General features: G+C 61.6%; 13 protein-coding genes. 6 read left to right on the top strand and 7 right to left on the bottom strand.

From position 1 onward, the window contains the following. Position 1: 1 nt before the first annotated feature. On the bottom strand, positions 2 to 805 hold the full coding sequence (gene dkgB, locus ACIQV9_RS21325) for a 2,5-didehydrogluconate reductase DkgB (RefSeq protein WP_403105501.1): 804 nt from the start codon (positions 803 to 805) through the stop codon (positions 2 to 4). Between the two features lie 236 nt (positions 806 to 1,041). After that, complete coding sequence (locus ACIQV9_RS21330; RefSeq protein ID WP_403105504.1) at positions 1,042 to 1,581, bottom strand: PaaI family thioesterase; 540 nt, start codon at positions 1,579 to 1,581, stop codon at positions 1,042 to 1,044. A gap of 225 nt (positions 1,582 to 1,806) precedes the next feature. Between ACIQV9_RS21330 and ACIQV9_RS21335 the strand changes: the two genes are divergently transcribed. The 3 genes from ACIQV9_RS21335 to ACIQV9_RS21345 all read left to right on the top strand — a co-directional run bounded on the left by ACIQV9_RS21335 (position 1,807) and on the right by ACIQV9_RS21345 (position 4,800). Then, the gene (locus ACIQV9_RS21335; RefSeq protein WP_403105507.1) at positions 1,807 to 2,673 is read left to right on the top strand and encodes a pirin family protein; all 867 of its coding nucleotides are present in this window, start codon (positions 1,807 to 1,809) and stop codon (positions 2,671 to 2,673) included. A 97-nt stretch (positions 2,674 to 2,770) separates the two neighbouring features. Next, entirely contained in the window at positions 2,771 to 4,213 is a 1,443-nt protein-coding gene (locus ACIQV9_RS21340; protein WP_403105510.1) for a mechanosensitive ion channel domain-containing protein, read from the top strand. 146 nt (positions 4,214 to 4,359) lie between these two features. Then, entirely contained in the window at positions 4,360 to 4,800 is a 441-nt protein-coding gene (locus tag ACIQV9_RS21345; RefSeq protein WP_403105512.1) for a carboxymuconolactone decarboxylase family protein, read from the top strand. On the opposite strand, the gene ACIQV9_RS21350 is transcribed toward ACIQV9_RS21345, so the two are convergent. The 3 genes from ACIQV9_RS21350 to ACIQV9_RS21360 form a co-directional block, all read right to left on the bottom strand. Beyond that, on the bottom strand, positions 4,801 to 6,393 hold the full coding sequence (locus ACIQV9_RS21350) for a DHA2 family efflux MFS transporter permease subunit (RefSeq protein WP_403105515.1): 1,593 nt from the start codon (positions 6,391 to 6,393) through the stop codon (positions 4,801 to 4,803). Further along, positions 6,390 to 7,511 (bottom strand): HlyD family secretion protein, encoded by a 1,122-nt coding sequence (locus ACIQV9_RS21355; RefSeq protein WP_403105518.1) that lies wholly within the window; start codon positions 7,509 to 7,511, stop codon positions 6,390 to 6,392. The genes ACIQV9_RS21350 and ACIQV9_RS21355 overlap by 4 nt, the downstream gene beginning before the upstream one ends. A gap of 98 nt (positions 7,512 to 7,609) precedes the next feature. Then, positions 7,610 to 8,374, bottom strand: a complete 765-nt coding sequence (locus ACIQV9_RS21360; RefSeq protein ID WP_403105521.1) for an AraC family transcriptional regulator — start codon at positions 8,372 to 8,374, stop codon at positions 7,610 to 7,612. A 99-nt stretch (positions 8,375 to 8,473) separates the two neighbouring features. Between ACIQV9_RS21360 and ACIQV9_RS21365 the strand changes: the two genes are divergently transcribed. The 3 genes from ACIQV9_RS21365 to ACIQV9_RS21375 all read left to right on the top strand — a co-directional run bounded on the left by ACIQV9_RS21365 (position 8,474) and on the right by ACIQV9_RS21375 (position 16,060). After that, positions 8,474 to 9,607, top strand: coding sequence for an MFS transporter (locus ACIQV9_RS21365; RefSeq protein ID WP_403105524.1), 1,134 nt, complete (start codon positions 8,474 to 8,476; stop codon positions 9,605 to 9,607). A gap of 108 nt (positions 9,608 to 9,715) precedes the next feature. Then, the gene (locus ACIQV9_RS21370) at positions 9,716 to 11,443 is read left to right on the top strand and encodes a ShlB/FhaC/HecB family hemolysin secretion/activation protein (RefSeq protein ID WP_403105527.1); all 1,728 of its coding nucleotides are present in this window, start codon (positions 9,716 to 9,718) and stop codon (positions 11,441 to 11,443) included. 105 nt (positions 11,444 to 11,548) lie between these two features. Beyond that, the gene (locus ACIQV9_RS21375) at positions 11,549 to 16,060 is read left to right on the top strand and encodes a hemagglutinin repeat-containing protein (RefSeq protein WP_403105530.1); all 4,512 of its coding nucleotides are present in this window, start codon (positions 11,549 to 11,551) and stop codon (positions 16,058 to 16,060) included. A gap of 127 nt (positions 16,061 to 16,187) precedes the next feature. Here the strand turns inward: ACIQV9_RS21375 and ACIQV9_RS21380 are convergent, their stop codons facing one another. Beyond that, on the bottom strand, positions 16,188 to 17,369 hold the full coding sequence (locus tag ACIQV9_RS21380) for an acetyl-CoA C-acyltransferase family protein (RefSeq protein ID WP_403105533.1): 1,182 nt from the start codon (positions 17,367 to 17,369) through the stop codon (positions 16,188 to 16,190). Then, positions 17,366 to 18,148 carry an enoyl-CoA hydratase gene (locus ACIQV9_RS21385; RefSeq protein ID WP_403105536.1) on the bottom strand — a complete coding sequence of 261 codons (783 nt, stop codon included), beginning with the start codon at positions 18,146 to 18,148 and terminating at the stop codon, positions 17,366 to 17,368. The genes ACIQV9_RS21380 and ACIQV9_RS21385 overlap by 4 nt, the downstream gene beginning before the upstream one ends. Positions 18,149 to 18,305 lie beyond the last annotated feature (157 nt).

The raw sequence follows: 18,305 nt of genomic DNA on the forward strand, positions 1-18,305 counted from the left end.
CTTAATCCCAGTGCGGCGCGATGCCTTTGGGGCTGGTCAATCGATGGCCGCGATCCAGGCCTGCGATCAACACCATGTCGGCTTCGCTCAATTGCAGGGCACAGGCTTGCAGATTGCTTTGCAGGTTGGCGCGTTTGGTGGAAGAGGGGATGACCGCGTAACCCAGTTGCATGGCCCAGGCCAGCGTGATTTGCGCCGGGGTGGCCTGCAAGCGCTCGGCGATTTGCTGAATCACCGGGTCTTTCAATACTTCGCCGTAGGCCAGGGTCATGTAGGACGTGATCTGGATGCCCTGACGCTGAGCAAACTCAACCACCTTGCGGTTTTGCAGGTACGGGTGCAACTCGATCTGATTGGTGGCAATGTTCTCGGCACCGACCGCTGCAATCGCCTGTTGCATCAGCTCGACGGTGAAGTTGGAGACACCGATCTGCCGGGTCAGGCCCAGTCGCTTGGCTTCGAGCAAGGCGCCCATGAACTCCTCGACCGGCACTTGATCTTCCGGGGACGGCCAGTGGATCAGCGTCAGGTCCAGGTAGTCGGTTTGCAGTTTGCGCAGGCTCTCTTTGAGGCTGTCGATCAACCGGTCTTTGGCGAAGTTGGCGACCCAGATTTTGCTGGTGATGAACAATTCTTCACGGGCGATACCGCTGGCGGCAATGGCCTCGCCGACCTCGGCTTCGTTTTCGTAGATTTGCGCGGTGTCGATCACCCGGTAGCCCAGCGCGAGGCCGGTGCTCACCGAATGGATGACCACCTGGCCTTGCAAGCGAAAGGTACCGAGACCGAATGCGGGAATAGACATCAATGACTCCAGGGGTTGCAGTGGGAATGGACAGGAGTATCCCCGGCTGCCTTCCTGGGAAAAACCGCTGGATGGGCAAAGCAATGTTTACCGCAAGTCATGAATCGGGGGGGCGCCTGGAGAATTGAGGGTGTCGGGTCTGCCGTCTTCGCGGGCAAGCCTCGCTCCTACAGGGGGCGGCGTTGCGTTTGTAGGAGCGAGGCTTGCCCGCGAAGGCCGCGACTCGGTCTCGGAACTTATCCCCGAGCCTCAAGAATCATGCAAGTCGTCGACCCCGTCGCATACAACCGCCCATCCACATCATAAATTCGCCCCTCGGCCAGTGCGGTGGAACGGCCCAGATGCACAATTTTCCCTTCGGCCCGAACCGGTCCGCTGGCACCGGTCAACGCGCGGACATAGCTGATGCGCAAATCCAGCGTCGTATACCCCTGGCCCTTCTTCAGCTGCGTATGAATCGCACAGCCCATGCACGAATCCAGCAAGGTCGCCGCATAGCCGCCATGCACGCTGCCCAGCGGGTTGTAGTGCCGCGAATCCGGTGTGCCCTGGAAAATGAACAGCCCGGCCGACCATTTGATGGGGATGAAATCCATCAAGGCGCCGATGGGCGGTGAAGGCAGTGCTCCGTCGCCGATGCCCTCGAAAAACTCGGCGGGCGACAGCGCGCTGACCTCGGCCATGGACAGGCTGCCCGGCTTGGCCAGGCGCGAGCGCATGGCCTGTTCCTGGGCGATCCATTGGGCGAGGGTGGCGTCGCGGTTGGGGCTTTGCATGATGAGGTCCTCAGGCGGGAGCGGATATTATGGTTGTAATCCGGATCGATATTATGTCCGAAATAAAAACTCCGCCAGCTCCGTGTGTCGAGTCCTCAAGCAATGACGAAAGCTTAACCATCGTTCTCCAGATAGAACGCTCAGGCTGATTTTCGCAGTCTAGTGGATCAAAGGGTTCGGTCTTAAGCTGGGTCCATTGCGTCACACAACGAATTTGGAGGCAGGATGAAAAACATCATCGGTATTTACACCAGCCCGCGGACCCACTGGGTCGGCGACGGTTTCCCGGTTCGCACGCTGTTTTCCTACGACAACCTGGGCCAACACATCAGCCCGTTTTTGCTGCTCGATCATGCTGGCCCTGCGCAATTCACCCCGACCACCGAACGTCGTGGCGTGGGTCAGCATCCGCATCGCGGTTTTGAAACCGTGACGATCGTTTACAAGGGCGAACTGGAGCACCGCGACTCCACCGGCAGCGGCGGCAAGATTGGCCCTGGCGATGTGCAATGGATGACCGCAGCGTCGGGGATTCTCCACGAGGAGTTCCACTCCGAAGGGTTCGCCAAGACCGGCGGCACCCTGGAAATGGTGCAGCTGTGGGTCAACCTGCCGGCCAGGGACAAAATGGCCGATGCCGGTTACCAGACGATTCTCGATGGCGACATCCCGAGCCTCCCGCTCAAGGATGGGGCCGGCAGCCTGCGCTTGATCGCGGGCGAGTTTGAGGGACACACCGGTCCGGCGCGCACGTTCACGCCGATCGACGTCTGGGATCTGCGCCTCAATGGCGGCAAGTTGTTGAGCCTCGACCTGCACGAAGGTCGCAATACCGCGCTGGTGGTGCTGCGCGGCACGGTTGAGGTCAACGGCCAGGAACTTATGCGTGAAGGGCAGTTGGCGTTGTTCGAACGCGATGGGCACCAGCTCAGCCTGGAAGCCAATGACGACGCCGTGGTGTTGCTGCTCAGCGGCGAGCCGATCGACGAACCGATTGTTGGCCACGGCCCGTTCGTGATGAACAGCGAGCAAGAGATTCATCAGGCCTTTGCCGACTTCCAGTCCGGCCGTTTCGGCCAGATGAGCGATTGAACTTATTGTTGTGCTGCCAGAACCCGGCATCAAACACTCCTACACTGTGCCCAATCTGTGAGATCTTCGCGCCATTGGCCCTCGCTGGAGTTGTTTGATGCTGTCACTGCTTACCCATCACCCATTGATCAGCGCAATGGTCCTGATCCTGATCGATCTCGGCTTGTGGCGCTTGATCAGTGCCCACGGCAGCAACTGGAAACTGGTCGTGCGGCTGGTGATTTTTGCGTTGTTCAGCGTCCTGTTGTTCAACGAAGGCATGAACCCGCTGGAGCCGGCACCCTGGGCCGACAACGTACCACTGCACCTTGCGGCCACGGGGTTGCAGATAGGCTGGTGGCTGTTCGCCGCGCGCACGTTGACGGTGCTGATCGGTGCGCTGATGATGCAACGGGTCGGGCACACCGGGCGGTTGCTGCAGGATCTGCTCGGTGCGGTGATCTTTCTGATCGCCGTCATCGCCGCCCTGGCCTATGTGCTCGAACTGCCGGTCAAAGGCGTGCTCGCCACCTCCGGTGCGTTGGCGATCATCGTCGGCCTGGCTTTGCAAAGCACCCTCAGCGATGTGTTCTCCGGGATCGTCCTCAACACCACCAAACCCTATCAACTGGATGACTGGATCTCCATCGACGGCACCGAAGGCCGGGTCACCGACATCGACTGGCGCGCCACTCGCCTGCAAACGTCCCAGGGCAGCATGGCGGTGATTCCCAACTCGCTGGCGGCCAAGGCCAAGATCATCAATTTCAGCCGGCCGAGCGATATGTTTGGCGTCTCGATCAGCCTGCAACTGAGCCCGCACGCGCGCCCGCAAACGGTGCTCGACGCGCTGGAGCGGGCGATGCAGGGTTGCCGTTATCTGCTGAGCAAACCGGCGCCATGTGTCGCGTTGAAAGGCTCCAGCGCCAGTGGTGTAGAGTACGAAATCAGCGGCTTCGTGGTCTCCATGGATCAGAAGCGCATAGTGCGCAATCTGCTGTTCGACCTGGCATACCGGCACTTACAGGCGTCCGGTGTCAGTCTGTTGTCGAACGTCGAATCCAACGCGCCGGCCGGCCTGTCACGGCCCCGGGCGTTGCTGGACAGCTCGAATATTTTCTCGACCCTGCGTCAGGAAGAGAAAGAAACCTTCAGCCAGAACATGACCCTGCAAACCTTCCGCGCCGGTGACATGATCCTGCCGGCGGGGGAGGTCAGCGATCACCTGTTCATCATCGAATCGGGTGTGGTATCGGTGCAGTTGAGCCGGGGCGGGGTCAAGTTCGAATCCGGGCGCATGGGGCCGGGCGAGGTGATCGGCGAGGGCGGGATTTTGTCCGATACCGCGTTGCCGGCGGCGTTCAGCGCCAAGACGGCCTGCAGCTTGTATCGCATCGAGAAGGACTACCTCAAACCGTGCCTGGATGCGCGCCATGACATCAGCGAAGCGATGAAGGCGTTGCTGGATTTCCGCTTGCACAAGGCGCAGACCCTGACCCAGGAAGTGCCGAAGGTGGTGGAGAAGAAAGGGTTTTTACGGTGGTTGCGGAATCGGGCGTAGGGATTTTTGGTGAGAGGCTCACCACAGATCGCCAATCCATCCTCGGCACATCCAATGGCCTCCTCGATTTCTGCGATGTTGGCTATTTGTGAGAGGCGTGGGGGGGACTAACTTAGCTCCACCCCCACTTGCTACTGGAGTCCACCGTGAAACCTCGCATCGATTTCTACACCGCCTCTCCAGATGCACTCAAAGCCATGATCGCGCTGGAAGGCGCTGTTTCGAAGCTGCCGCTGGAAAAGACCCTGATCGAACTGGTCAAGCTGCGCACTTCGCAAATCAACGGCTGCGCCTTTTGCCTGGATATGCACAGCGCCGATGCCCGCAAGGGCGGTGAAGACGAACGCCGTCTGTACACATTGTCGGCCTGGCGTGAAACGCCGTTCTTCACCCCACGTGAACGTGCGGCGCTGACGTGGACTGAATCCTTGACCCTGCTGAGCCAGACTCACGCGCCTGATGAGGACTACGAACTGGCGGCGTCCGAGTTCAGCCCGAAGGAACTGGTCGACTTGACCGTGGCCATTACCACGATCAACGCCTGGAACCGTCTGGCGGTAGGTTTGCGCAAAATGCCTCAAGCCTGATCAGTGAGCGTCTGCTGACGGCGCGGCCGGTGGTTGCACCTTGCGCATCAAGGGCACCATCGCCGTGGCGATGATGAAGCAGACCATAATCATCAAAAACGCGTCACCGTAGGTTTGCGTCTGCGCTTCGCGGTAGGTCAGCAGCCACAGCTGATGCAGGCTGGCGGTGACGCCCACGTCACCGCTTTGGCCGAGGGCGGCGAAGTTGTTGCCGACCTGGGACAGCCACTGATTCAGTGCTTCATTGGTGCTGTTGAGGTTTTCTGCCAACCGGGTGAAGTGCAGGTTGGTGCGGTCATTCAGAATGGTCGCGCACGCGGCAATGCCGATGGCGCCACCCAGGTTTCGCATCAGGTTGAATAACCCCGAAGCATGTTTGAGCCGCGCCGGTGCCAGACCACCCAAGGTCAACGTCACCGCTGGCGGCACCGCCAGTTGCTGGGCAATCCCGCGCAGTGCTTGCGGCAACATCAACTCCTTAGCCCCCCAGTCATGGGTGATCGGGCTGAAATCCCACATCGACAACGCGAACAACCCAAGGCCGATCATCATGATCCAGCGCAGATCGATGCGGTTGGCCAGAAAGGCGTACAGCGGAATCGCCATGATCTGGAACACCCCGGTGGAGAAAACCGCCAGACCAATGTCCAGTGCGCCATAGCCACGCACCCGGCCGAGAAACAGCGGCGTCAGGTAAATGGTGGCGAACAGGCCGATGCCGGTGACGAACGAAAAGAAGCAGCCAAGGGCGAAGTTACGGTCTTTCAAGGCGCGCAAATCGACGATCGGGTTGGCGACGTGCAGGGTTCTACCGATGAACGCCAGGCCGGCCAGTCCGCTGATCCATGCCGTGGTCAGAATGGTGCTATCGCTGAACCAGTTCCAGCGTGGGCCTTCTTCGAGGGTGTATTCCAGGCAACCGAGAAACAGCGCCATGAACACCATGCTCAAGTAGTCGGCGCCTTTGAGCAGCGACAATTCCGGCTGGTCGATTTTCACCAGCATCGGCACCGCCACTGCGACGAAAATCCCCGGTACCAGGTTGATGTAGAACAGCCAGTGCCAGGACGAAATGTCGGTGATCCAGCCACCAATCACCGGTCCGAGCGTCGGGGCCAGCGAAGCCACTGCGCCGATGGTCGCGGCCGCGATCACCCGTTGTTTGCCGGTGAAGAAAAAGAATGCAGTGGTGAACACCAGCGGGATCATCGAACCACCGAGAAAGCCTTGCAGGGCACGGAAGGCGATCATGCTCTGGATGTTCCAGGCCGCGCCGCAGAGCAGGCTGGCCAAGGTGAAACCCACCGCTGAAGCGCAAAACAGCCAACGCGTCGAGAACACCCGCGACAACCAGCCCGACAACGGGATCACGATGATCTCGGCGATCAGATAACTGGTTTGCACCCACGCCGTTTCATCGGTGCCGGCCGAGAGCCCGCCGCCGATGTCACGCAACGAGGCGGAGACGATCTGGATATCCAGCAGCGCAATGAACATGCCGATGCACATGGTGGCGAAGGCGAAGACCTTGGTCGCCGTCGCCATACTGGCAGCATTGAACGGTTGCGCTGGGGCGGCGAGGGCGCGGCTCATGGCGCGCTGGCCACGGCCGGGGATTCGGGTTCTTTGCGGGTGTCCACTTCGGCGGTCACCGACAGGCCCGGACGCAGATGGCCGAGCACGCCATCGGCCGGATCAAGGATGATTCTTACCGGCACGCGCTGAACGATTTTGGTGAAGTTGCCGGTGGCGTTTTCCGGTGGCAGCACACTGAACTGTGAGCCACTGGCCGGCGCGAGGCTGCCCAGATGACCGTGAAATTCCTGCCCGGAAAGCACGTCGGCATGAATGACCACCCGCTGCCCCGGAATCATGCGCGCCAGTTGATCTTCCTTGAAGTTGGCATCGACCCACAGACCGCTGGACGGCACTACCGACAGCAGTTGCGAACCGGCCTGGGCGTAGGCACCGGTTCGCGCCCGGCGATTGCCGATCACGCCGTCCACCGGGGCCTTCAGTTCGGTGTAACTGACGTTCAATTGCGCCAGATCACGTTCGGCGTGGGCCTGCATCAGCGCGGCGCGGGCTTGCTGTTTTTGCGTTGCGATCACGTTCAGCTGCCGTTGCGCCGCCAGTAGCTCGGCCTGGGCCCGTGAACTGAGGGCCTGAGCCGTTTTGAAAGTGGCGTCGGCGCGTTGGGCGCTTTCCACCGAGACCGCATTGCTGCCGACCAGTTTTTTGTAGCGCGCATTGTCGTCCCGAGAGCGAGCGGTTTCGGCGCCGGCGGCATCGATGCCGGCGCGGGCCTGGCCGATCACCGCGTGTTGCAATTGTTCGGTGGCGTCGAGGTTGGCCAGCAACGCTTCTTCGGCAGCCACCGCGCCTTCGGCCTTGGCCAGGTTGGCGCGGTAGTCACGGGAGTCGAGGCGGATGAGCACGTCGCCGGCCTTGACCTTCTGATTGTCGGTGACCAGTACTTCTTCGATGTACCCCGCGACTTTCGGGCCGATTACCGTCACATCACCACCGATATAGGCATCGTCGGTTTCTTCAATGAAACGCCCGGCGGTCCACCAGTGCGTCGCGTACAGCCCGGCAAACACCAGGGCCGCGATGGCCGCCGTCAGCAGGATCAACCGTTTGAGCAGGGGAGGCTTGGGTGTGCTCACCGGGACAGCAACGTCTGGTTCGAGGCTGGGCATGCTGGTCATTGAGTGAATACCTATGGGAAACGGGTCTTTATTACGCATGTAATATGACGCAGGTAATATTTTGTGGCAAATGATTTCTGCTGCCGGTCTTCAGGTACTTACTTGAGCCAGTTACCGGGGGTAATGCCGGTCATGTCCTTGAAAAACGCGATAAACGCGCTGTCACTGACAAAGCCGGTTTCGAACGCGCTGTAGCTGATGCTGCGTCCGGTGGCGAGCAGCTCCATGGCGCGCATCAGCCGCCACTGTTGGCGCCATTGCTGATAACTCATGCCGGTTTCGCGCTGGAAGATTCGCCCGATGGTGCGGCCGCTGGCGCCGATCTGTTTTTCCAGCACCTGAAGTTCCGGCGGCAGGTGCTCGGGCGTTGCCAGGAGCGGCGCCAGGCGTTTGTCCGTCGGCAGAGGCAACAGCATCGATTGCTGCTTCGCATCGCGAATTTCGCTCAGGCAAAGACCCAGCAAGTGAACGAATTTGCCCTGCAGCCAATCGGTGTCGAAGTCGGCGAGCGCGATCGGTTCCAGCACCGCTCGCAACAACGGGCTGACTTCAATCACGCAGACCTGCTGCGGCAGCTCGGCGCACACATCCGCGGTGAGATAAATGGAGCGGTAGTCGACGCTTTGCTGCATCACGGCGCGGTGTTCAACCCCCGGTGGAATCCACGCCGCACGGGAGGGCGGCAACAGGCACAACTGCTGCGCGAGGGTGATGCGCGTGCAGCCTTGGCGGGTGAACAGCAACTGGCCGCGCTCATGTCGATGCAGTCCGGAATCATGGTCGCCCAAAGTCGCGGCGATGCCGACCACCGACGCCGAGTAACGGTCGGGATTGAATCGTGTGTGTGCATCTAGCCAGGCCATGATTGTCCGATTTCAACGATTAAATGTCAGGGTTCGGATAATACGTCAGTCACCGCTCTTTAAGCTGCTCGCCAGTTTTTCTTGAATAGTGAAGTCGTTATGAAATCCAAAAGCCTGTTGATTCTGGCGATTGCGTTGCTGATGTTTCCGCAGATCGCCCAAACCCTTTACAGCCCGGCACTGGCGGATATCGGCCAAACCTTTGCCGTCGCCCCGCAACAAGCGGCGCAAACCCTGTCGGTGTATTTTCTGGCATTCGCCTTCGGGGTAGTGGTGTGGGGGCGGATGTGCGACCGCATCGGCCTTCGCCCCTCAATGCTGGCCGGGCTGGCGTTGTATGCCGGTGCCTCGGTGCTGGCGCTGAACGCCCGCACATTCGATGCGTTGCTGATGGCCCAGGCGCTGGCCGCGTTCGGTGCCGCGGTAGGCTCGGTCGTCACGCAAACCCTGTTGCGTGACCGCTTCAAGGGGGCAGAACTGGCGCAGGTGTTTTCGGTGATGGGCATCGCGCTGGCGGCCAGCCCTGCAATAGGCCTGTTCACCGGGGCGAGTCTTGTGCAAGCGTTCGGCTATCGAGGCGTGCTGGTAAGCCTGTTGCTGTTGTCCTCGGCGTTATGGCTGTGGTGCCTGCGGACCTTGCCGGAAACCCGCCCGCAAAATGTCACGACACCCGCGCTGCTCGAGACGCTGTGGAGAATGCTGCAAGACCGCGATATCTGGCGCGCGACGCTGTTGGTGGCGCTGTTCAACATTGCCTTGTTCAGCTACTACAGCCTCGGCCCGTTCATGTTTCAGCGGCTGGGTTTGAGTGCGCAATGGTTTGGTTACAGCGGGGTGATCCTGGCCCTGGGTTCGGGCCTCGGCGCGTGGCTCAACAAACGATTGCTGCGTCGAGGCGCGAGTGGTCCGCAGCTGATCCAGTTGGCGGGTGCGCTGATGTGGATAGGTGCCAGTGGCGTATGGCTGCTGGAAGAAAGCGCGCTGTTTGTACTGCCGATGCTGCTGGTGGTGCTGGCGTTCGGCCTGGCGATCCCGAACATCCTCGGCTCTGCGTTGGCCCACTACGGCGATCGACTGGGCACGGCCGGTGCGCTGTTCGGTTTGCTCTATTACCTGTTGATCGGCGGTGGGTTGATGCTCGCCGCCTGGGGCCAGGCGTTGGGCGAGACCTTGTGGCTGTGCGGCGCGTTCGCCTTGTTGTTGGCGTTGTCAGCAAGGAAACCAATTGTTTAAGAAATGTAAGCGTTGTAGGACGCGTCTTGCATTTGCGTAGGAACGATCTGACTATCACTCGCATTGATGGGATGGCATTAAGCCATTTGATAATGACAAGGATGTTGAGTGCCGTATTCGTTTCGCGTTGTGCCTCGTCGAAGTTCCTCGGCTTGCACGCTGTTGTTGGCTTCGTTGTTGAGCCTGAGTGCTTCTGCACTCCAGGCGGCAGAGCCTTCCGCACCAGGCCAGGAAGTGCTGCGCCAGCAACAACAGCAACAGCGCGACCTGCAACAACTGCAACTGGACCAGCGCCGTCGGCAACTGGAACGCGGAAGTTTTGGTCCTGCGCCGGTCGTGCCAGCCGTCCCCGCCAGTGTGCCCGCCGATGAACGCTGCTGGCCCCTAAGTGGCACGCGCGTCGGTGGCGTTTCCCTGATTAGCAGCCAGACACTCAACGAGCGGATCAAGCCGCAACTGTCGTCGTGCATGGGCGTCGGCCAGATCAACCATCTGCTGGCGACCATCACCGGCCTGTATGTGGACGCGGGGTACATCGCCAGTCGGCCCTACCTGCGCAGCGCTCCGGCCGCCGGGCAATCGCTGGATATCGTGGTCGATGAAGGTTACGTCGAGTCCATCGAACTGGCCGACCAGAGCCTGCCGGTGTCCCTCGGCGGGGCCTTCCCCGGAATGCTCGGCAAGCCGCTGTACCTGCGCGATCTTGAGCAAGGTCTGGATCAGCTGAACCGCTTGCGTTCGCTTGACCTGACGGCTGACATCGCCCCCGGCACGCAACCCGGCGCCTCGCGGATCATCCTGCGCTCGCGCACCAGCGGTCAGTCTCGCTGGGCGTTGGGCCTGGGCGTCGACAACCTCGGCAGCGCCAGCACCGGGCGTGATCGCGACACCTTGAGCCTGAGCCTCGACAGTCCGCTGGAGCTCAATGACGCCCTCAACGTGAGCGTCAGCGACACCCTCAATCGCGGCGATCGCTACAGCCGCAACGCCAGCGTTTATTACGCCATTCCCTACGGTTACTGGACCTACAGCGTATTCGCCAGCCATGCCGAATACCGCGCGCCGTTCAAACTCAGCACCCTGAAATTCCACAGCAGCGGCATCACCGACCAGCTCAGCGTGCGTGCGGACCGGGTGTTGTGGCGCGATCAAAGCCGTCAGCTCAGCGCCAACCTGCAACTGGCCCACAAAGACGTCGACAGTTATCTGGAGAACATTCGCCTCGGTATCCAGAGCCCGACCCTGACCGTGGCCGAAGCCGGTTTGAACCTGTTCTGGCTCAACAGCGCCGTGTGGAACCTGGACGTCAATTACGCCCAGGGCCTGCGCTGGCTTGGTGCCGATGACGATGCACAGCGCCAGGTCAACAACTTGCCCAAGGCGCAGTTTCGCAAGTACCGCGCCGGTCTCAGCCAGTGGCGCAACGGTCGGTTCGGTCAGCAGACATGGCAATGGCAAAGCCAGTTGAACGTGCAGTACAGCCCCGATCCGCTGCCGGCCATCGAACAACTGCTCGGCACCGACGATTCCGCCGTACGCGGTTACCGGGTCAACAGTGCGTCCGGTGCCAGCGGCGCGATCTGGCGCAACACCTTGCGCCTGCCGTTGCGCAGCGATTGGCCGGTGCGGGTCACCCCGCGCCTGGGGCTGGACAACGGCTGGATCAAGGCCGACCACGGCGCCCAGGGGCAACGCCTGAGCGGGGCCAGCGCCGGGGTCAACCTGAGCTGGAAAAACCTGCAAGTGGACGTCGATTACCAACGCAGCCTCAACACCCCCAGCGGTTTAAGGCACGAGCCAGAGACCTGGCTGATGCGCGTGGGGTTGCAGATATGACCACCGACTTCCCCGACACACATTCAGCCGTCGGACCTGTGCGCGACAGCCTCGGCATTCATCCCAACGCGCAACGTGATGCCGCACTTTTATTGAGAGGTTCCTATGCCTGAACAAACATTTGCGTTCCATCTTTCCCCTCGGGGAAAACTGCGCTGGGCGATTGCCAGCCTGTTCCTGATTGCCCATCTGCCCAACGCCCTCGCGGGTGGCGTGGTGGTCGCGCCGGGCCCCGGCGGCACCGCGCAACTGCAAACCCAGGGCGGCGTGCCGATCGTCAATATCGTTGCGCCCAATGGCTCGGGCCTGTCGCATAACCAGTTCCTCGACTACAACGTCGATCGCCAGGGCCTGGTGTTGAACAACGCCTTGCAGGCCGGGCAATCCCAGCTCGCCGGGCAACTGGCCGCCAACCCGCAGCTCCAGGGCCAGGCTGCGAGCGTGATCCTCAACGAAGTGGTCAGCCGCAACGCGTCGGCTATCAACGGTGCCCAGGAAATCTTCGGTCGCGCCGCCGATTATGTGTTGGCCAACCCCAACGGCATTTCGGTGAACGGCGGCAGTTTCATCAACACACCGAACGCCAATCTGGTAGTCGGGCGTCCCGAATTGAACGACGGCAAGCTGCAAGCCCTGAGTACCCGTGATGCCACCGGGACGTTGCAGATTCAGGGCGCGGGCCTGCAAAACCGTGAGGGCTCGATCAATCTGATCGCCCCGCGCATCGACAGTCAGGGCAGCCTCAACGCCCGGGATCAACTGAACCTCACCGTCGGCCGCAATCAGGTGGATTACGCCTCGGGCCAGGTGAAAACCGTGGACCCGGCCGGCAACACCACCGATCAACGCATCGACGCCAGCCTGTTTGGCGCCATGCAGGCTGGACGCATCAACATCGTCAGCACCGCCGAAGGCGCGGGTGTGCGGGTCGGGCCGGTGCAGGTCGCGGGCCGCGAGGGCGTGCAGATTCGCTCGGCAGGCGATTTGAGCATCAGTGGCCAAGCCGTTTCCGACAGCATCGAGGTGGTCCGGGCAGGTGTACACAGCAGCCAGGGCGACGTCGACTTGCACAGCGGCAAGGACCTGACCCTGGCGGCCGCCGACGTCAGTGGTCGCGACGTCAAACTCGACGCCGGACGCAACCTGACCCTGACCACCGTCGAAAGCCGCCGTCTCCAGGAAAAACGCGAAAACTGGAACAACAGCACCATCGGCATCACCTGGGAAACCTACGACCGCACGCAGACCGACAGCGATTCACGCCAGCACGGCAGCCAGATTCTCGCCAGCCGAGACGCGCAATTGTCGTCCGCCGGTGACACCGAGCTGAAAGCGGCCAAGGTCGAAGCAGCGAAAAATCTGAGCGTGCAAAGCAGCGGCGATTTACGCCTGAGCGCCGCCACCGAAAGCCACACCCAGACCGATCAGGGCAATCACCGTAAACACCTGTGGAAAGCCAATTGGGACACGAGCAGCGAAGAACAGCGCAGCATCACCAGCCAACTGAAGGGCGGCAACATCGCCCTGCAGACCGCCGCGTTGTTGCGCTCCGAAGGGGCTGAGTTGAACAGCGCCGGTGACATCCACCTCGCGGGCAAACAGGTGGAAATCACCAGCGGCAGTCGCACTCAGCGCAGCAGCGACAACCGTTATTCGGGCGATCTGGTGGGCGGCGGTTTCTTCGGCAAAACCGGAGACGCCGATCAGGGCAAGACTCAGCACCAGGGCAGTAAAATCAACGCGGCCGGCAAGCTGATCGTCAAGGCGGACGACGTGCGCATCAGCGGCAGCCAGGTGCGCGGCGGCACCGAATCCAGCGTCATCAGCGACAAGGGTTCGCTGGTAATCGATGGCGTGCAAAACACCTCTCACACCAACAGCCACGACAAGGACAGCAAGTTCTTCGGCATTACCAAGGACGAAGCCCGGCAGAGCGCCAAGGACAGCAGCACGGTGCGCAGCGAGCTGACGTCGGACAGCAACCTTACGCTCAAGAGCGCCAAGGACATTGAGGTGGCCGGTTCCACGGTCAAGGCGGGCGGCACCCTGAGTGCTGACGCGGCGGGGGATGTGAAGGTGCATTCCGCACAAGACACTCGCGACAGCAGCACGACCACCGAGACGCGCGGTTTCGATGCCTACGCCAGGGAAAACGGCCCCGACGCCGGCCAGTATCGTGCCGGTGTGCATTACGAAGACAAGCAGCAAACCGTGACCGGCAACGACATCAAGCAGCAGGGCTCAAGCCTCAGCGGCGGCACTGTGCAACTGGCGGCGGGCGGCGACCTGACGCTCAAAGGCGCCGAGGTCAACGCCACCCACGGCGACGCAACGCTAACCGGCAAGAACGTCTCGCTGCTGGCCGAGCAGGACAGCCACAGCACCTCGACCGATAAAACCGGCACCAGCGGCGGCTTCTACTACACCGGCGGCCTCGACCGCGCTGGCAGTGGCATTGATTTCGCGCACACCACCTCGCAAGACACCACCGGCAAAACCACCGCGCAAACCACGGGTGTGCAGAGCAGCGGGAACCTGAACATCAACGCCGGCACACTCACCACCGAAGGCGCGCGTCTGGATGCCGGCAAAGGCCTGAATGTCGCTGCCGCTGAGGTCGACAATCGCGCTGCGAACAACACCGACAGCAGCACCCATAAAGACAGCAACTGGTCGGCGGACATCGGCGCCAACGTCGAGTACAAGGACATTGCCCGGCCGATTGCCGGTGCGGTCAAGGACGTGCTGGCCGGCAAGGTGCCGGACAAGGATGCGCTGGCCAATCTCGGTCAGCCCAACGTGGGCATCGACGTTGCAATCGGTCATCAGAACGCCAGCCACACCGAGCAAAACAGCACCGCCGTGGTCAGCCAGTTCAAGGGCGGCACCGTGGACGTGAACGTGGCCGGGACGCTGCTGGACCAAGGCACTCAGTACCAGGCGAGCGCGGGCAAGGTAAACATCAACGCCGATACCTTGGTGGCAACCGCCGCGAGTAACACCCACAACAGCGCCGATCAGGCGCTGGACGCCAAGGCTGACGTGCGGGTCTACACCAAGACCGGTGAGGACGTGAACGTCGCTGGCAGTGGTGCGGGCGGCAGCAGCCAGACGCGCAAGGACACGTCCACCGCGGTAGTCGGCAACTATGCCGGCAGCGAAGGGGTGACCATCAACCTGCGTCGCGATGGACAGTTCGAAGGCAGCCATTTCGATGGCGGGCAGGGCGGTGTTTCGATCAAGACCGGCGGTGAACTGGCGCTGAATCAGGCCACTGATCGCCAGAGCAGCGACACCTCCAGCCTGCGCGGCAACGGCTCGTTGAGCGTCGGCACTGCGCCGGGCACCAACGGCACCAATGTCGATCTTGGCGCTGGTTTCCAGCTTGATCACGCCGACAAACAGACTCAGGACAGTCAGGCCCAAGTGGCGAGCATTCAGGGCAAAGGTCCAGTGCTGCTGAGCAGCGGCGGCGATCAGATCCTGCAAGGGACCAAGGTCGACACGCTGGGCGGCATTGACCTGAAGGCTGGCGGCAGACTCGATCTGCAAGCGGCAACCGATACCCACACCGCGACCGGCAGCAACCTCGGCGGCGGCCTCAAGGTGGGCGGCAGCAAAACCAGCACGGAAAAAAGTGCTGATCAGGGCGGCAACGTGAGCGGCAATTTCAATATCGGTCGGGTCAATGAAACGACCCGGACCTTGACCGGTGGCACACTCAACAGCCAGGACAACATCGCCCTCGGCGGTGACGCGATCCACCTGCAAGGCACCCAGGTCAACGCCCCGAACGTCAGCCTCGATGCGCAGCGCGGCGGCATCCTCCAGGAGTCGGCCGAGTCCACACAAAACCGCACTAACTGGAACGTGGCACTGAATGCTGGCGGTAACCTGAGCAATAGCACACCGGTCGTCGCGGATGAAAAGAACGTCGCCACGAGTGATCACGGCTTCAATGCCGGGGCCAAGGTCGGCGTGGATTACCGGCAAGGCACGACCCAGCAGAACAGCCAGATCAAGGCAGACGGCGTGGTGTTGAGCAGCGCGGGGGATGCCCATCTGACGGGGGCACGGATTGAGGCGACGACCGTCAGCGGCAAGGTCGACGGGGACCTGAACGTGGAAAGTCGCCAGGACAGCCAGACCCGTTTCAAGGTTGATGTTGACCTCGGCCTGACGGGCAAGAAGGCTGTGCCGGCGGACAAGGATAAAGTGGCCGAGAACACCAAGCTGGGCGGGACTGACTACAAGCCGACACTGAAACTGGAGGGCGGTTACGCGCACAAAAACAGCGTCGGCCAGGCTTCCGGTATCAGCGGCACCCAAGGCGTGAACCTGAAGATAGGCGGTGCAACGCAACTGACCGGTGCGCGCATTGCGGCCACTGAAGGCCGTGTTGACCTGGGTGGTTCCGAGGTCAGCACCGCGACTGTGAGCAACCGTGATTACGGGTTCAATGCCGGTCTGGATTTGCCTGAAAAGGCAGAAGGTGAAGCCGGTAAACCGGTTGTTTCAACTCCGGGTGAGCACAGCGTCAAGCTCGGTCCTGTCACCCTTGGTGGTCATTACGACAGCCAAACGTTACAGGCTGGGATCGACGAGAAAACCATCTAAATCGCAAACCCCACTGTGGTAGCGAGCTTGCTCGCGATAGCGGCAGTACAGTCGAGAAAATTCTCGTCTGATACACTGCATTCGCGAGCAGGCTCGCTCCCATATTCAATCACCGTGGTGCTGACACTCAAACCCGCTCAAAAATCGCCGCAATCCCCTGACCACCGCCAATGCACATGGTCACCAGCGCATAACGACCGTTGATACGGTGCAGTTCGTGGATGGCTTTGGTAGCAATCATCGCCCCGGTCGCACCCACTGGGTGCCCCAGGGAAATGCCCGAGCCGTTCGGATTGACTTTGGCCGGGTCGAGGTCCAGTTCCTGGCTGACGGCACAGGCCTGGGCGGCGAAGGCGATGTTGGCTTCGATCACGTCGAGGTCAGCCACGGTCAGGCCTGCGCGTTTGAGCGCCAGGCGCGTGGCGGGGATCGGTCCCAGCCCCATCAATTCCGGTTCTACGCCAGCGTGGGCATAGCTGACCAGGCGGGCGAGAGGGCGCAGGTTGTTGACCTGAACCGCGCTGCCGGTGGCCATGACCAGTGCCGCGGCGCCATCGTTCAGCCCCGACGCATTGCCAGCCGTCACCGATCCGTCTTTCTTGAACGCCGGCTTCATCTGCGCGAGTTGTTCCAGGGAAGTGGAACGAGGATGTTCGTCGATGCTGAACAGCGTCGTTTCCTTGCGGCCTCGGATTTCGACCGCAGCGATCTGCTCACTGAAGTAACCATTGGCGATGGCGAACGCGGCGCGTTTTTGATCTTCCAGGGCGAGGGCGTCCTGCATATCGCGGGTGATGCCGTTGCGCGCGGCGACGTTCTCGGCGGTGATGCCCATGTGGATGCCATGGAACGGGTCATGCAGGATGCCCAGCATGTAGTCGATGGCCTGGACATTACCCATGCGCGCGCCCCAACGGGCGGACGGCATCAGGTACGGGCCGCGGCTCATGGACTCGGCACCGGCGCCGATCGCGATCTCGGCGTCGCCCAGCAGCAGGGTCTGGGCTGCGCTGATGATGGCTTGCAGGCCGGAACCGCAGAGGCGGTTGACGTTATAGGCGGGGGTTTCCTTCGGGATGCCGGCGTTCATCGCGGCGACCCGGGAAATGTACGCGTCGCGGGTTTCGGTCGGGATCACGTTGCCCATCACCAGATGGCCGATTTGCGCCGGGTCCACGCCGGAGCGCTCCAGGGCGGCCTTGACGGCCGTGGTCGCCAGATCGGCCAGCGGGACATCTTTGAGCGAGCCACCAAAAGAGCCGATGGCGGTGCGTGCGGCGCTGACAACAAATACGTCTGGGGTGTTCATGAAGGCTTTCCTGTGGATGGGTTCTTTTCTGTGCTGCGATTAACCAGTGCGTTCAACGCTGACTGCGCTTCAGGGGTTGTCAGGCGTTTGATGAACAGCAAGTTCTCCTGGCGAATGGTGGCTTGCAGTTCCGGCATCGATGCCTGTTTGAGTAGTTGCCGGGTCTGACGCAGGGATTCCTGGGGGAGCGCTAGCAGCCGACGAGCCATGTGCTCTGCGGCCGCCAGGCACTGTGGCCCGTCGTCGAACAGTTCGTTGGCCAATCCACACGCGACGGCGGCCGCACCGTCCAGGCTGTCGCCCCACAGCAGCAAGCGCGCTGCCCGGGCATGACCGAGCAGACGCGGCAGCAACAGGCTTGCGCCGAACTCCGGGCACAGGCCCAGGTTCACGAACGGCATGCGCAACCGGGCATTGCGCGTGACCAGCACCTGATCGCAATGCAGCAGCAGGGTGGTGCCGATCCCGATGGCCGCTCCGCACACGGCCGCGATCAACGGTTTTTGCAGGTGGATGACCACGCGCATCAGGCGAAATGCCGGGCTGTCCAGATCGGTCGGCGGATGCTGGAGAAAATCCGCCAGGTCGTTGCCGCTGGTAAAGCACGTGTCGCCACCGGTGACAATGATCACTCCGATTTCAGCGTCTTCATCAGCGGCCAGCAACAGGTCGGCCAACTGCGTGTACATGCGGTTATTCAGCGCGTTGAGCTTGTCGGGTCGGTCAAAGGTGAGCGTCAGGACGCCTTCGTTTCGTTCTTGTTTGATCAGGTCGTTCATGTACGTGCCCTGGGTGATCGCTATGGGGCGCACTCTAAGCGCGGGACCGGCGCTGGATCTATGACAAAACCAGTCAACGAAACTGCTGCTTTTTGCCATGTCGGGCCGTCGCAAGGCCCACACACCCATTCGGGGTATGGCGCGGTTGGCTGAATCG

Origin of the sequence: Pseudomonas sp. NPDC099000 (assembly GCF_044759925.1) — a bacterium.
In the GTDB taxonomy this organism is placed as follows: Bacteria; Pseudomonadota; Gammaproteobacteria; order Pseudomonadales; family Pseudomonadaceae; genus Aquipseudomonas.